The organism is Microbacterium pumilum (genome assembly GCF_039530225.1).
In the GTDB taxonomy this organism is placed as follows: Bacteria; Actinomycetota; Actinomycetes; order Actinomycetales; family Microbacteriaceae; genus Microbacterium; species Microbacterium pumilum.
In genome coordinates this window covers 3,030,508-3,043,796 of the sequence record NZ_BAAAOH010000001.1, presented here as the reverse complement: position 1 = coordinate 3,043,796, position 13,289 = coordinate 3,030,508, and the positions used below count along the sequence as shown (strand labels likewise).

The following is a 13,289-nucleotide window of genomic DNA, read 5'->3' as shown; positions in this document are numbered from 1 at the left end:
CCGAAAAAGCCCCTCCGGGAGGATTCGAACCCCCGACCTGGCGGGTAGAAACCGCTCGCTCTATCCCCTGAGCTACGGAGGGAAGGGTGGGAACACCAGATTACCGGTCACCGAGGACAGACGTGGAAACGGCCCGCGTGGACGCTGGCGGTTTGCCGGACCTCGGCGTAGCGTCGGTCTCGGACGCATCGATAGGAGTTCACCATGAGCACCACTGAGACGCACCACCCTCTCTGGGTCGCCTACGGACAATCCGGGGTCGTGGGGAGCATCCGCAAGGACGACGGCGGATACACCGTCACCATGGCCGGCGCCGATGCCGCGGCCGGCACCTATCCGTCGATGGAGGTCGCAAAGAGCGCCCTGCACTCGCACATGACGCCGGGCAGCGACTGGCCGGAGTTCCGCGAGCACTGACGTGCCGGTGCGCCTCGACCGCGCTGCTTCGCCCTGACGGGCACGGCGGGGATGGCGGCACGTGGTCGATCAGGCTCCAGCCGGACGCGCGGCATCCGCTCGACCTCGCAGTGGTCGGCGTGCGTCGAGCAACGGCAAAGCCATATGCACGAGGGGTCCGATGAGGACCGCGAAGAGGATCGTGCCTATGCCGACGGTGCCGCCGAGCATCCAGCCCACCACCAGCACGGTCAGTTCGACAAGAGCGCGGCAGAGCCAGATCGGCCAGCCGAGGCGGGCGTTCATGCCGGTCATGAGACCATCGCGCGGTCCGGGGCCGAAGTGGGCACCGATGTACAGGCCCGAGGCGACTGCAACCATCAGAATTCCGGCCACCAGCACGGCGAACTGAGAGGCGATGCCCGAAACCGGCGGCACGATCCACAGGACGGCCTGAATGCTCGTGCCGACGACCAGGATGTTGGCGATCGTGCCGACACCGGGCTTCTGCCGCAGCGGGATCCACAGCAGCAGCACGAAGAAGCCCACGATGTTTGTGATCCACCCGATGCCGATGCCGGTGCGAACAGACAGCCCCTGGGCGAAGACGGTCCACGGATCGACGCCGAGTCCGGCCTCGATGGTCAATGCGCAGCCGGCTCCATAGATGAAGAGACCGACTACCAGCTGAATCACACGGCGAGCCATGACACCATCCAATCGCAATATTGGACTTCAGCGAACAGTCCAATACGCGTATTGTGGCTCCATGGACTCCCGCATCTCGGCGCGCGCACTCTCTGTCGCACTCGGCGGATGGCGCACTCGCGAGCCCGCCTACGAAGCCCTCGCCGATGGCATCCGGCTGCTCTGCCTCGATAACCGTCTTGCACCGCGCACAGCCCTTCCTGCGGAGCGCGAGCTCGCAACGGCGCTCCGGCTCAGCCGCAGCACCGTCGCTGCCGCATATCGGAGCCTCCGCGAAACGGACCACATCGCCAGCACGCGCGGATCAGGGAGCGTGACCTTGCCGCTGCGCCGCCGCGACCCTGGCCGTGACGGGGTCCCCGATGGCGCCATCGATCTGCAGCAGGCAAGTCCGCGCGCGTGGCCGGGATTGGCAGGCGTGATCGCCGACGTCGCGGGAAACGCGGCGGCGCTCGTGGGGCGGGCCGGCTACGACGTTGTCGGACGCCGAGAACTGCGCGAAGCCATCGCCGATCGATACTCACGGCGGGGAATCCCCACGACCGCGAACGAGGTGCTCGTCACGACCGGAGCTCAAAGCGCCATACATCTCGTCGCTTCCGTGCTGCTCGGCAGAGGGGACCGAGTGCTGATCGAGACGCCCACCTACCCTCACGCGGCCGATGCGCTCCGGCGATCCGGTGCCCGCCTCGTCGGCGTACCCGTGCTCACCGAACACGGTTGGGACCTCGACCGAGCCGAGCAGGCGTTCGCCAGGACCCTGCCGACCATGGCTTACCTGATGCCCGACTTTCAGAATCCGACGGGCAGATCGATGACTTCGATCGAGCGCGACGCGTTTCTCCGAGCGGGCGAACGGGCGGGATCTGTGCTCGTCCTCGACGAGACGACGGCCGAGCTCGACATCGATCGGGGCGCTCTCGACTGCGGCTTCTCCGACGGGGATCCCATGAGCGTGGTGCGCCTCGGATCCCTCGGGAAGACGGTCTGGGGCGGACTGCGGGTCGGATGGGTTCGCGCAGAGGGCGATCTCGTCCGCCGATTGGTCGCCGCTCGGCCGGCACACGACCTCGGGACCCCGGACTTCGAGCAGGCGGTGGCCGCGGCGCTTCTGTCGGATTTCGATCCGATCCTCTCGCAGCGATCGACGCTGCTGCACGAAGGACGGGACGCACTCGTCGCCGCGCTGGCCGAACACCTCCCGGAGTGGGGTGTGCCGCGCGTTCGCGGCGGTCTGTCACTGTGGATCGAACTCGATGCGGCGCTCAGCCCGGCCCTCGTGATGGACGTGCGCTCGCGGGGAGTGCTGCTGTCTGCCGGGCCGCGCTTCTCGGTCGACGGGGGCCACGAGCGCCACCTGCGCATCCCGTTCACGGCTCCGGTAGACGAGTTGCAGCGGGCCGCGCGGACACTCGCAGAGTCATGGCAGCACGTGCGTGCAGGCGCCCCGGTCTCGTTCGTCGACCAGATCGACGCGCTCGTCTGAGGCCTCATCGAGCGAATCGCAGGCAGTCGACCGCGTCCGCGGCGGACCAGAATTCGCCGAGGTCCCGGAAGGCCCGCGACGGTGCATGGAAACGTCGCGCTCGGTAACGGACTCCAGCGGCCTCAGCCATGGCCTGGAGGTGTCCGATCACTCGACCGCTCCGATCGATGACCCGCCACAGTGCGGGGGCGGCCGTGGCAAGCCTGACGGGGATCTGGTCGGGGATCTCCGGTGTCTCGTAACCGGCGGTGTCTGCGATGAGATTCATGTCGGCTCCTTTCATGTATCGAAGATATGTGCGACCTCCGACATCCGCTCCGTGCGGGATTGATCTGCCGACGCGAGTGCACCGCCTCGGTTCCTCCCCAACCGGCCTGATGATCGGCACCGTCCCCAATCAGGCGATCGGGCCCTCCAGGGCCGTCGCGGGCGCGCCATTCTGACCGAAGCGTCGGTGGCCGACGGGCACTCGGCCACCGACGCGACCGGAGACGGTCTTCGGTCGCGAGAGGATGCGCCATGAATGAAACGATCACGATCACCGGGAACGTTGCGACGGACCCCGAGTACAAGAACACGGCAGGGGGTGTTTCCCTCACGAAGTTCCGCGTCGCGAGTTCGCAGCGCCGATACGACCGGCAGTCCGGCACGTGGTCGGACGGCGAGACCAACTGGTACAGCGTGTCGCTCTTCCGGAGCCTGGCGGATCACGCCTACGCGTCGTTGCGAAAGGGTGACCGGGTGCTTTTGACCGGGCGCCTGCACGTGCGCGCGTGGGACAACGGTGCGAAGCAGGGCACGACGGTCGAGATCGAGGCTGACGCGATCGGCCACGACCTCCTCTGGGGCACTTCGCGTTTCGAGAAGCGCCGGTCATCTGCTGTGCTCGAACGCGCGGAATCCGAGGCGGCGAACCGAGCGCCCGACGAGTGGGCAGCGCCGGGTGTCGACGGCGATACAGGCCAGGAGTGGCCCGTTGTCGCGGTGCCGACGGGGCTCGGGGAGTCGCGGCCTCTCCAGCTTGCGGGCGTCGACGCGCCCTTCTGACGTCACGGCGGGCACCCGGGGTGCGGGCTTTAGACTCTCCCCGTGTCCCGACACCCCGAGCGATCCGCCCCGCGACGTCGCCCGGCCACCCGGCAGGCGATGGCCCTGGGAGCAGGGACGGTCTTCTGCGGTCTGCTGCTCGCGGGATGCGGAGTGCTCGGTGCGGGCGGGGAACCGAGCCTCCCGCCGACGGCGATCGTGACGCCTTCCGACTCACCGGCGTCGACATCCACGCCCACTGCGAGCGAGCCCCCGGCGCTCGTTCCCGATGGCACAGCGGACGACAACCTGCCACTGTTCGCTGAGGTCACGGCGGCGGTGTGGGCGTCAGATGACCGCGCGTCGGGCCGCGCGTACGTCGACGGGCTCGTGGCAGCCGGGTTCGACAAGGCCGCCATGCAGGTGACCCAGGACACCACGACGGTGGGCAACCCCGCCGAGAGCATCCAGTTCTCGGTGAGGTGGGATGACGAGTGCTTGGTCGGCCAGGTCGGTCCGGCGACCGGCGACCCTGTCACGGTCGTCGTGCCGGTGCTGGCGGAGGGCACCTGCCTGGTCGGCGACACACGGCCGATCGATTGGTGAGTCCTGACCGCCACGTCCATTCGGCGGCAGAGGCCGGCCGCAGCTTGGCGGGTAGGCTGGGACGCTGACGTCCGGAGTCCAAGGAGAGCTAGAACCCACATGGCTGAGTACATCTATTCGATGGTTCGCGCCCGCAAGGCAGTCGGCGAGAAGCTGATCCTCGACGACGTCACGATGGCGTTCCTCCCGGGGGCCAAGATCGGAATGGTCGGACCCAACGGCGCCGGAAAGTCCACGATCCTCAAGATCATGGCCGGCCTCGACCACCCCTCGAACGGCGAGGCCAAGCTGAGCCCGGGGTTCACGGTCGGAATCCTCATGCAGGAGCCGGTGCTCGACGAGTCGAAGACGGTCCTCGAGAACATCGAGGAAGGCGTCGCCATCAAGGCGAAGGTCGATCGGTTCAACGAGATCTCCGGTCTCATGTCCGACCCAGACGCCGACTTCGATGCATTGCTGGCGGAGATGGGCACGCTGCAGGAGGACATCGACGCCGCCGATGCCTGGGACCTCGACTCCCAGCTCGAGCAGGCCATGGACGCGCTGCGCACTCCGCCGGGCGATTCCTCCGTCGCGAAGCTCTCCGGCGGTGAGAAGCGCCGAGTGGCACTCGCCAAGCTTCTCCTTCAGAAGCCCGATCTGCTGCTACTCGACGAGCCTACGAACCACCTCGACGCCGAAAGCGTGCTCTGGCTCGAGCAGCACCTGCAGAAGTATCCCGGCGCCGTCATCGCGATCACACACGACCGGTACTTCCTCGACAACGTCGCGGAATGGATCGCCGAAGTGGACCGCGGCCGGCTGATCGGCTACGAGGGCAACTACTCGACTTACCTCGAGAAGAAGGGCGAGCGCCTCGCGGTCCAGGGAAAGAAGGACGCGAAGCTCGCCAAGCGCCTCGCCGACGAACTCGAGTGGGTGCGCTCGAACGCCAAGGGGCGCCAGGCGAAGTCGAAGTCTCGCCTCGCGCGCTACGAAGAGATGGCTGCGGAGGCCGATCGCACCCGCAAACTGGACTTCGATGAGATCCAGATCCCGCCAGGGCCGCGCCTCGGCGGCATCGTGATCGACGCGAAGAAGCTGCAGAAGGGCTTCGACGGGCGTTCGCTGATCGATGGACTCACCTTCACTCTGCCGCCCAATGGGATCGTCGGTGTCATCGGCCCCAACGGTGTCGGCAAGACCACGCTCTTCAAGACGATCGTCGGCCTGGAGCCCCTCGATGGCGGTCAGCTGAAGATCGGCGAGACGGTGAAGATCAGCTACGTCGATCAGACCCGCTCGAACATCGACCCGACGAAGACCCTGTGGGAGGTCGTCTCGGACGGGCTCGACATCATCACGGTGGGCAAGATCGAGATCCCCTCGCGCGCCTACGTGTCCAAGTTCGGTTTCAAGGGACCCGACCAGCAGAAGAAGGCCGGCGTGCTCTCGGGCGGCGAGCGCAACCGCCTGAACCTCGCGCTCACCTTGAAAGAGGGCGGCAACCTGCTGCTCCTCGACGAGCCGACGAACGATCTCGACGTCGAAACACTGCAGTCCCTCGAGAACGCACTGCTCGAGTTCCCCGGTTGCGCGGTGGTGATCACCCACGATCGGTGGTTCCTCGACCGCATCGCGACCCACATCCTCGCGTGGGAAGGCACCGAAGAGAACCCAGACCAGTGGCACTGGTTCGAGGGCAACTTCGAAGCCTACGAAGAGAACAAGATCGCTCGGCTCGGCGCTGACGCAGCCAAACCGCACCGCTCGACCTATCGCAAGCTCACACGTGACTGACCCGAGCGTGGTGGAGACCGCATCCGGTCGCCGGTTGAGGGTTCCGATCCACCTGAGGTGGGGCGACCTCGACGCGCTCGGGCACGTCAACAACACCTCGATGCTCAAACTCCTCGAGGAGGCGCGCCTGCGCGCGTTCTGGCGCCCGGAAGACGGCACGGATGCTGCGCCGACAGCCGTCTTCGACATGACCGTGCTCGAGGGCGGTGGTGCCCGGGCGACTCTGATCGCCCGGCAGGAGATCGAGTATCTCCGGCCGGTGCCGTATGGTCAGCGTCCGCTGGACGTTCAACTGTGGGTCGGCTCGATCGGCGGATCGAGCGTCGAGGTCTGCTACGACGTGTTCAGCCCGCTCGGGCAGGATCCTCCAGTGCTGTACGCCCGCGCGACGGCGGTGGTGGTGCTCGTCGACAGTGCGACCGGACGCCCCACTCGCTGGGGTGCGGAAGAGCGTGCAGCGTGGTCGCCCTTCATCGGGGAGCCGATCGTCTACGCGAAGCGCCGCTGACTCAGTCGGCCGACCCGACATCCGGCACGCGGACCATGATCTCCTGAGCGACGCTCGCAAGCAGCGTGCCGTCCGCCGAGTAGATGCGTCCCGTGGCGAGGCCGCGCCCACCGCGGGCACTCGGCGATTCCTGCACGTACAGCATCCAGTCGTCGGCGCGGCCGGGACGATGCCACCACATCGCGTGATCGAGACTGGCGACCTTGAGGCCCGGTGTCGCCCATGACACGCCGTGTGCGCGCAGGATCGACTCCTGGATGGTGAGGTCGCTGAGATACGCGAGGGCGGCGCGGTGGATCGCCGGATCGTCGGGGAGCGCACGCCGCACCCTGACCCACACTGCCTGCTGCGGAGTTCGTTCGCCCTCGACGCCCAGATAGATGGGGGAGCCGATGTGGCGGAGGTCGACCGGACGGTCGACGAAGAGGCGCTTCGACATCGGATGCAGACCCTTGAGGTGTGCCTCGACATCCGGCAGATCCTCCGGGCCAGGCAAGCCGGTCGGCATGGGGGTCTGGTGATCGAGCCCCGGGTCCTGATCCTGGAACGACGCGATCATCGAGAAGATCGGCACGCCTTCCTGGTATGCCTGCGTCCGCCGCGTGGAGAACGACCGTCCGTCATGGATCCTGTCCACCGCGAACGTGATGCCCTTCGTCGAGTCACCGGGACGCAGGAAGTATCCGTGCATCGAATGAACCGTCCGTGCCTCGACGAGGGTCCGCTCGGCCGCCACGATCGACTGTGCCAGCACCTGGCCGCCGTAGACGCGCCCCAGCGGCATCGACTGCGAGACTCCCGTGAAGATGTCCTCGGTGGTGCGCGCATCCGACCCCGCGAGGTTGAGGACTGCGAGCATCGAAGCGACCGGATCGACGTCGGGCACGAAGTTGTCGGGTGCCTGCTGCTGGGCGTCGGTCACGGGGCCTCCGTCTCGGCGTGGTGCGATGACGCGCGGGTGCCGCGTCGTCGGTTGGTAGTTTAGGGCGGATGCCGCAGCGACTCCTGTTCCCCGATGCCCGTGCCGCCAGCGATGCCCTCACCTTCGCCGGCCGGGCGAAAGCGCTGGGCGACGGCGCCCTCCGACTGCAGGCGACCGGCGGCACCCTTGCGATGACGTCGGCGCCGCTCTCGCCGAAGGGCCTGTTCGACACCACGCCGACCGTGCTCGGGATGCGGATCCTCCGCGTGGATCCGGAGCTCGTCTGCGACATCGTGGTCGAGGCCTCGTCGCTGACGGCGGACGCGGGGGACCCGGCATCCATCGCTCTTCCCGAAACGGGACTTGCACCGTCATGGGCGGGCATCTCGCCACCGCGCTCCGGCTGGAGCAAGCAGCCGGGACTTGCCGCGTCTGCGCTCGCGGCGCGTGCACAGTGGGGCATCGCGTCCGTCGCCGAGGCGATGCCACTCAACCCCGGCGAGGACGCAGTGCGGTCCATTCGCGCGACCGTCTGGGGGGCGCCCGACGACGCGCTGGGCGGCCTCCCGCTCGGCGCCGCATTCGCAGCCTTCGCTCTCGGCTTCATCGTCGGCGAAGAGACCGCCCCGGTCCTCACCAGCGGACCGTGGACCCGCGTGTCACTCACGCGAGGCCACGTGATCGTCCGAGGTCCGGCCCGGGTCGGTCTCACCGAGGTGCGCACGACCGGGGGAGTCCGACCCTGATCCGGGGTCGGACTCGCCTCACACCGCTTCGAGCTGCGTCTCGGGTTCGAGCTGCTCCTCCGGGACCTGCATGTCCGGCTTGTCGCGGTAGTGGCCGACGAGGGCGAGCAGCACGCCGAGGGCGGTCCAGCAGAGGAGGATCATCCACTGCATCCCGGTGGCCGCGTCGGGGAAGTAGCTGAGCGATCGAAGCAGGTTCGAAGCCGCTCCCGGCACGAAGTACTGGCCGATCTGACCCCACGGCTCCGGCAGGAATTGCACGGGGACCGCTGCCGCAGCGAGGGGATTCGCGAACAGCACGGTGATCACTGCCGCGATGCCGAGCCCGGGTCGGCCGAACACGGCGTTCATGCCGATGATGAAGGCAGCGGTCGCCGTCATCCCGAGCCCCAGTGCAGCGGCGTTGAGCAGCCAATCGCGCTGCAGCAGCCCGAACCAGGTCTGCAGGATGAGGGCCGAGAGCGCTCCCGCCGCGATACCGAACACCGCGAGGGCGACGAGCCGGCGAACCGCTCCCGCGACCAGGAGCGAGAGCAGGATGCCGCCGAGCATGCCGCCGAGCACGAGCGGGAAGGTCGCCGCGGCGATGCCGGCACCGGTCGGATCGGAGTCTGCAAGAGGCACGACGTCGGTCACCGTGACCTTCGGCGTCTGGGTGCCCGGAGCATCCGCGGGCGGGAGCGCCGGAGGCTGGCCCGCAGCGAGAGCTTCGCCGATGGCTGCGAGCTGCGCGACGAGCGCGGCCTGGACGGTTGCGTCGATCTGCGATTGCAGCTGCGTGGCGACGCCGCGGGGCGCCTGCGCCGCGACGGGGCTCGCAGCAGTGGCCACCAGCACCTCGGGCTCGTCGAGGAGGATCGCGCCGTAGATCTCGCGACTCTCGATCTGGTCGATCGCGTCCTGGCGCGACGAAACCTCGACGAGGGACATCGGCGACGGGTCCTGCTGGGCGAGCACGTCCGTGAGAGCGGCCACCCGGTCTGCCGGGCCGCTGATGCCTATGGGCAGATTCTTGGGACTCGACGTCGCAGCCGGCCAGATGAACGCGGTAATGAGCACTGCGACCAGCAGGGAGCCGATGACGCCGAAGGCGACGGCGAAACGCCAGCGAGTTCGCGGATGGGGGGTGGACAGCGACTCGGACATGGTGCCTCCTTAAACAGAATATTGGTTCTCTTTAGGGATACCATAACAGAATTGGTATTCTCTTTCCATGCCCCGTGTGAGTGAGCAGTACCGACAGGCGCGTCGTGAAGAGATCGCCCGAGCCGCGTTGCGAGTGCTCGAGCGCAAGGGTGTCCGCGACACCTCGATCGCCGACATCGTGACGGAGTCGGGGCTCTCGACCGGCGCGATCTACTCGCACTTCACCAACAAAGGCGAGCTCGCGAGGTACATCGTCTCGGAGTTCATGCTTCCGCGCCTCGACGCGATCGCAGCGGGTGCGCAGGTGCGGACACCGCGGCAGATCATCGAACTCATGCTCGCCGCAGTCGCCGAGAACGGCATCAGCCCTGCCGTCATCCTGCAGTTCTGGGCCGAGGGATCCGTGCCGGGCGACATTCGCGACGAACTCCTGCGCACGGTCGTCAAACTGCGCGCCGCGCTCGCCTCAGCACTGTTGCCCTGGGCCCGCGAGCACACAGCCGATGAGGATCAGGCAGCACGCCTGGCCCAGGCGCGCACCCTCGATGTGGCGGCGGTCGCGCAGGGATTCATTGCGAACGAGGCGATCTTCGGGCCCCGGGATCCGGCCGAGTACCTGAAGGCGGTCACGCAGATCCTGCAGTGACGCGCCTTAGATCGCGTCAGCCGCCGCACGACCCGCGGTGCGTCCGGAGAACAGGCATCCGCCGAGGAACGTCCCCTCGAGCGCCCGGTATCCGTGCACGCCGCCGCCGCCGAATCCGCTCGCCTCGCCGGCCGCATACAGGCCCGGCACCGGCTCGCCACTCGGTGCGAGGGCTCGCGCCGACAGGTCGGTCTCGATACCGCCCAGCGACTTGCGGGTCACCACGTGAAGCTTCACCGCGATCAGTGGCCCGGACTTCGGGTCCAGGATGCGGTGCGGCGCGGCGGTTCGGATCAGCTTGTCGCCGCGATACGACCGCGCCGAGCGGAGCATCGCGATCTGGGCATCCTTCGTGAAATCGTTGTCGATCTCGCGGTCTCGCGCCTCCACCTCGAGACGCACGCGGTCGCCGTCCAGCACGTCGCCGCCCGGAAGCGCCCTCATGCCCGCGATGAGCTCGTCCAGCGTGTCACGAACGATGAAGTCCGCACCCTTGTCCATGAACGCCTTCACCGGGCCGATGGCGCCCTTTCCCAACCGGGACTTCACGAGGAGCGGCACATCCTTGCCCGTCAGATCCGGGTTCTGCTCGCTGCCCGAGAGCGTGAACTCCTTCTCGATGATCTTCTGCGACAGCACGAACCACGAGTGATCGTGGCCCGTTCCGCGGAGGTGCGCAAGGGTCCCCAGCGTGTCGTATCCGGGAAAGAGCGGCACCGGCAGACGCCTGCCGGTCGCGTCGAGCCAGATCGATGACGGACCGGGCAGGATCCGGATGCCGTGCTCCGGCCAGATCGGATCCCAGTTCTGAATGCCCTCGACGTAGTGCCACATCCGGTCGCCGTTGATCAGCCGCGCGCCGGCGATCTCGCTGATCGACAGCATCGAGCCGTCGACGTAGGCGGGAACGCCCATCAGCATGCTCGCGGGTGGTGTGCCCAGGCGCGGGGGCCAGCTGGCACGCACGAGGTCGTGATTGCCGCCGATACCCCCGGACGAGACGATCGTGGCAGCCGCGCTGATCTCGAAGGAGCCGACGACTGCGCGCGACGAGACCACGCCGCGCGGCGCGCCGGATGGCGAGAGGATGTCGCCTGCCGCGCCGGTGACCGTGCCGTCCGAGGTGGTGAGCGCAATCACACGATGACGCCCGAGGATCGTGATGCGGCCCTGGGACTCCGCCGCTTCGACCGCAGCCTGGAACGGTGCGACGACTCCCGGGCCGGTGCCCCATGTGATGTGGAATCGGGGAACGGAGTTGCCCGGACCCATCGCGGTGTAGCCGCCGCGTTCTGCCCAGCCGACGACCGGGAAGAATCCCATGCCCTTCTCGCGCAGCCACGCCCGCTTCTCTTCGTGCGCGAACTGGAGGTAAGCCTCCGCCCAGCGGCGAGGCCAGGCATCCTCGTCGCGATCGAAGCCCGCGGTGCCGAACCAGTCCTGTCGCGCGAGATCGAGCGAATCCGTGATTCCCATGCGTCGCTGTTCGGGGGAGTCGACGAAGAACAGCCCGCCGAACGACCACCAGGCCTGACCGCCGAGGTTCGTGCGGGGCTCCTGGTCGACGATGACCACCCGCTTGCCCGCTGCGGCCGCCTCGCTCGCCGCGACGAGACCGGCGAGGCCCCATCCGATGACGAGCACGTCGGTGGTGTGGCTGGTCGGGGCTGGGGGCATGTCGACTCCTTCGTCGGTGGGATTCAAGCGCGAGCGTCGCCGGTCGGCGGCTCAGCGGTGGCAGGTTCGGTGGTGAGGGGGAGGCCGGACGCAGCGCGACCGTGGGACGCCGGCCCGATGCCGGTCGGCTCGAATGTGTTGACCATTGCGTAGGCGGCTCGCTGCAGATAGTCCCACAGCGTCGTCTCGTGCAGCGGGGGGAGGCGGAGCTCGTCGACGGCACGGCGCATGTGCGCGAGCCAGTGATCGCGGGCCTCGGGGTTCACGTGAAAAGCGGCGTGACGCATCCGCAGGCGAGGGTGGCCGCGCTCACGGCTGTAGGTGGTCGGTCCGCCCCAGTACTGCTCGAGGAAGAGTGTCAGCCGCTCCTTGGCGGGCTCGAGATCCTGTTCGGGATACATCGGACGCAGAACGTCGTCTTCGGCGACGCCGCGGTAGAACGCGTCGACGAGCCGCACGAAGGTCTGGTGCCCGCCGACCTCGTCGTAGAAGCTGAGCGGCACGCTCGATTGATCGCTCATGACAGCCCGTCCGGATCGTCCGGCGCCGCGTCGGCCGACTCCTCCGACTCGGTCGCCTTCTTCGCCCCGCCCTTCTTGGGCCGCCACACCGGGCGCTCGGGGGTCGTCGGAACGGGAGTCGGCTTGGTCTTGGGGGGATTGGCTCCGCGCACCCGCTGAGCACCCTCCAGCCCCGTCAGCGTGACCGAGTTCAGCTGCGGCACCGCGAGGTCGAGCGCGTCGATCGCCCGCTTCAGGCGCATCCGGAGCTCACGGGCGACGTCGTCCTTCGCGTTGGCACGGGTCTTCATCACGAGCCGGATGACGAGCGCATCGCCCGACACCGACTCGAGGCCCCAGACCTCCGGCTGCTCGATGATGCGCGTGCGCCACTTCGGGTCCTTCGCGAGGTCTTTGGCGGTCTCGAGCATGGTCGTCTCGACCTCATCGATGTCGGCGTTCACCGGCACCGACAGGTCGATGATGCACCTCGACCAGCCCTGCGACATGTTGCCGATGCGGAGGACCTCGCCGTTTCGCACGTACCAGAGCGTGCCGTTCACGTCGCGGACGTGCGTCACGCGCACGCTCACGTACTCCACGATGCCCGTTGCGAGTCCGAGGTCGACGACATCCCCGATCCCCACCTGGTCCTCGGCGACGATGAAGATGCCGTTGAGGACGTCCTTGACGATGTTCTGAGCTCCGAAGCCGAGTCCCGCGCCGATCGCGGCGGAGAGCAACGTGAGCGAGCCGAGGGCGTTGGGAGCGAGCAGCGAGATGATCATCACGATCGCGATGATCACGATCACCACGTTGACGATGTTCTGCATGATCGAGCCCAGCGTGCGGGTGCGCTGGACGAGCCGAACGGCGGCGAGCGGTGAGCGTTCGAGCGCCTGGGTGTCGACGACGTTCGCCTTGTTCTTGGCGCCCGAGACGATCCGGTTGACGACCCTGCGGATGACGAGCTTGAGGATCCAGCTGAGGACGAACGCGCCGATGATGATTCCGGCGACGGTCAGGATGTTCAACCCGACGCCGGCAAGGAGGTTCAGCCACCACTCCCACGACCAGGTCTCGGGAGGGTCGACGACGATCACTTCGGAGGGAATGACTCTCATCGGCACGATCCTAACGACG

The 13,289-nt window shown here is 67.7% G+C and carries 15 protein-coding genes and 1 tRNA gene; 8 read left to right on the top strand and 8 right to left on the bottom strand.

Features of this window, described 5'->3' with window-relative positions:
* Positions 1 to 9: 9 nt before the first annotated feature.
* Positions 10 to 82: transfer RNA gene (locus tag ABD188_RS13665), tRNA-Arg, on the bottom strand.
* A 122-nt stretch (positions 83 to 204) separates the two neighbouring features.
* Between ABD188_RS13665 and ABD188_RS13660 the strand changes: the two genes are divergently transcribed.
* A complete protein-coding gene (locus ABD188_RS13660; protein ID WP_344063268.1) occupies positions 205 to 417 on the top strand; it encodes a methyltransferase in 213 nt (70 codons plus the stop codon).
* 69 nt (positions 418 to 486) lie between these two features.
* Here the strand turns inward: ABD188_RS13660 and yczE are convergent, their stop codons facing one another.
* The gene (yczE, locus tag ABD188_RS13655) at positions 487 to 1,104 is read right to left on the bottom strand and encodes a membrane protein YczE (RefSeq protein WP_344063266.1); all 618 of its coding nucleotides are present in this window, start codon (positions 1,102 to 1,104) and stop codon (positions 487 to 489) included.
* Positions 1,105 to 1,165: 61 nt separating this feature from the next.
* On the opposite strand from yczE, the gene yczR reads away from it, so the two are divergent.
* Complete coding sequence (gene yczR, locus ABD188_RS13650; protein WP_344063263.1) at positions 1,166 to 2,590, top strand: MocR-like transcription factor YczR; 1,425 nt, start codon at positions 1,166 to 1,168, stop codon at positions 2,588 to 2,590.
* A gap of 4 nt (positions 2,591 to 2,594) precedes the next feature.
* Here yczR and ABD188_RS13645 read toward each other — a convergent pair whose 3' ends face one another.
* Positions 2,595 to 2,858, bottom strand: a complete 264-nt coding sequence (locus ABD188_RS13645; protein WP_344063260.1) for a hypothetical protein — start codon at positions 2,856 to 2,858, stop codon at positions 2,595 to 2,597.
* Positions 2,859 to 3,109: 251 nt separating this feature from the next.
* Between ABD188_RS13645 and ABD188_RS13640 the strand changes: the two genes are divergently transcribed.
* The 4 genes from ABD188_RS13640 (at position 3,110) to ABD188_RS13625 (ending at position 6,509) form a co-directional block, all read left to right on the top strand.
* On the top strand, positions 3,110 to 3,637 hold the full coding sequence (locus ABD188_RS13640) for a single-stranded DNA-binding protein (RefSeq protein ID WP_344063257.1): 528 nt from the start codon (positions 3,110 to 3,112) through the stop codon (positions 3,635 to 3,637).
* Positions 3,638 to 3,679: 42 nt separating this feature from the next.
* A complete protein-coding gene (locus tag ABD188_RS13635) occupies positions 3,680 to 4,222 on the top strand; it encodes a DUF6993 domain-containing protein (protein ID WP_344063254.1) in 543 nt (180 codons plus the stop codon).
* A gap of 99 nt (positions 4,223 to 4,321) precedes the next feature.
* On the top strand, positions 4,322 to 6,001 hold the full coding sequence (ettA, locus tag ABD188_RS13630) for an energy-dependent translational throttle protein EttA (RefSeq protein ID WP_344063251.1): 1,680 nt from the start codon (positions 4,322 to 4,324) through the stop codon (positions 5,999 to 6,001).
* Complete coding sequence (locus ABD188_RS13625) at positions 5,994 to 6,509, top strand: acyl-CoA thioesterase (RefSeq protein ID WP_344063249.1); 516 nt, start codon at positions 5,994 to 5,996, stop codon at positions 6,507 to 6,509. The genes ettA and ABD188_RS13625 overlap by 8 nt, the downstream gene beginning before the upstream one ends.
* Before the next feature lies 1 nt (position 6,510).
* Here the strand turns inward: ABD188_RS13625 and ABD188_RS13620 are convergent, their stop codons facing one another.
* Positions 6,511 to 7,368, bottom strand: coding sequence for an acyl-CoA thioesterase (locus ABD188_RS13620; protein WP_344067107.1), 858 nt, complete (start codon positions 7,366 to 7,368; stop codon positions 6,511 to 6,513).
* Between the two features lie 131 nt (positions 7,369 to 7,499).
* Between ABD188_RS13620 and ABD188_RS13615 the strand changes: the two genes are divergently transcribed.
* A complete protein-coding gene (locus ABD188_RS13615) occupies positions 7,500 to 8,177 on the top strand; it encodes a DUF8185 domain-containing protein (RefSeq protein ID WP_344063246.1) in 678 nt (225 codons plus the stop codon).
* A gap of 18 nt (positions 8,178 to 8,195) precedes the next feature.
* Here ABD188_RS13615 and ABD188_RS13610 read toward each other — a convergent pair whose 3' ends face one another.
* Positions 8,196 to 9,323: a hypothetical protein gene (locus ABD188_RS13610; RefSeq protein ID WP_344063244.1), complete on the bottom strand. Its 1,128-nt coding sequence runs from the start codon at positions 9,321 to 9,323 to the stop codon at positions 8,196 to 8,198.
* 67 nt (positions 9,324 to 9,390) lie between these two features.
* Between ABD188_RS13610 and ABD188_RS13605 the strand changes: the two genes are divergently transcribed.
* Positions 9,391 to 9,969 (top strand): TetR/AcrR family transcriptional regulator, encoded by a 579-nt coding sequence (locus ABD188_RS13605; protein ID WP_344063240.1) that lies wholly within the window; start codon positions 9,391 to 9,393, stop codon positions 9,967 to 9,969.
* Between the two features lie 6 nt (positions 9,970 to 9,975).
* On the opposite strand, the gene ABD188_RS13600 is transcribed toward ABD188_RS13605, so the two are convergent.
* Genes ABD188_RS13600 through ABD188_RS13590 form a run of 3 tightly spaced genes read right to left on the bottom strand, consistent with a single transcriptional unit; the run spans position 9,976 to position 13,270 of the window.
* Positions 9,976 to 11,646, bottom strand: coding sequence for an FAD-binding dehydrogenase (locus ABD188_RS13600; protein WP_344063238.1), 1,671 nt, complete (start codon positions 11,644 to 11,646; stop codon positions 9,976 to 9,978).
* 23 nt (positions 11,647 to 11,669) lie between these two features.
* Positions 11,670 to 12,167: a globin gene (locus ABD188_RS13595; protein WP_344063235.1), complete on the bottom strand. Its 498-nt coding sequence runs from the start codon at positions 12,165 to 12,167 to the stop codon at positions 11,670 to 11,672.
* Positions 12,164 to 13,270: a mechanosensitive ion channel family protein gene (locus ABD188_RS13590; protein ID WP_344063232.1), complete on the bottom strand. Its 1,107-nt coding sequence runs from the start codon at positions 13,268 to 13,270 to the stop codon at positions 12,164 to 12,166. The genes ABD188_RS13595 and ABD188_RS13590 overlap by 4 nt, the downstream gene beginning before the upstream one ends.
* Positions 13,271 to 13,289 lie beyond the last annotated feature (19 nt).

Excerpts from the sequence above, each read along its gene's own strand:
- ABD188_RS13660 (WP_344063268.1), top strand. The coding sequence starts at position 205 with ATGAGCACCACTGAGACGCACCACCCTCTCTGGGTCGCCTACGGACAA.
- yczE (WP_344063266.1), bottom strand. The coding sequence starts at position 1,104 with ATGGCTCGCCGTGTGATTCAGCTGGTAGTCGGTCTCTTCATCTATGGA.
- yczR (WP_344063263.1), top strand. The coding sequence starts at position 1,166 with ATGGACTCCCGCATCTCGGCGCGCGCACTCTCTGTCGCACTCGGCGGA.
- ABD188_RS13645 (WP_344063260.1), bottom strand. The coding sequence starts at position 2,858 with ATGAATCTCATCGCAGACACCGCCGGTTACGAGACACCGGAGATCCCC.
- ABD188_RS13640 (WP_344063257.1), top strand. The coding sequence starts at position 3,110 with ATGAATGAAACGATCACGATCACCGGGAACGTTGCGACGGACCCCGAG.
- ettA (WP_344063251.1), top strand. The coding sequence starts at position 4,322 with ATGGCTGAGTACATCTATTCGATGGTTCGCGCCCGCAAGGCAGTCGGC.
- ABD188_RS13620 (WP_344067107.1), bottom strand. The coding sequence starts at position 7,368 with ATGCTCGCAGTCCTCAACCTCGCGGGGTCGGATGCGCGCACCACCGAG.
- ABD188_RS13615 (WP_344063246.1), top strand. The coding sequence starts at position 7,500 with ATGCCGCAGCGACTCCTGTTCCCCGATGCCCGTGCCGCCAGCGATGCC.
- ABD188_RS13610 (WP_344063244.1), bottom strand. The coding sequence starts at position 9,323 with ATGTCCGAGTCGCTGTCCACCCCCCATCCGCGAACTCGCTGGCGTTTC.
- ABD188_RS13605 (WP_344063240.1), top strand. The coding sequence starts at position 9,391 with ATGCCCCGTGTGAGTGAGCAGTACCGACAGGCGCGTCGTGAAGAGATC.
- ABD188_RS13600 (WP_344063238.1), bottom strand. The coding sequence starts at position 11,646 with ATGCCCCCAGCCCCGACCAGCCACACCACCGACGTGCTCGTCATCGGA.
- ABD188_RS13595 (WP_344063235.1), bottom strand. The coding sequence starts at position 12,167 with ATGAGCGATCAATCGAGCGTGCCGCTCAGCTTCTACGACGAGGTCGGC.
- ABD188_RS13590 (WP_344063232.1), bottom strand. The coding sequence starts at position 13,270 with ATGAGAGTCATTCCCTCCGAAGTGATCGTCGTCGACCCTCCCGAGACC.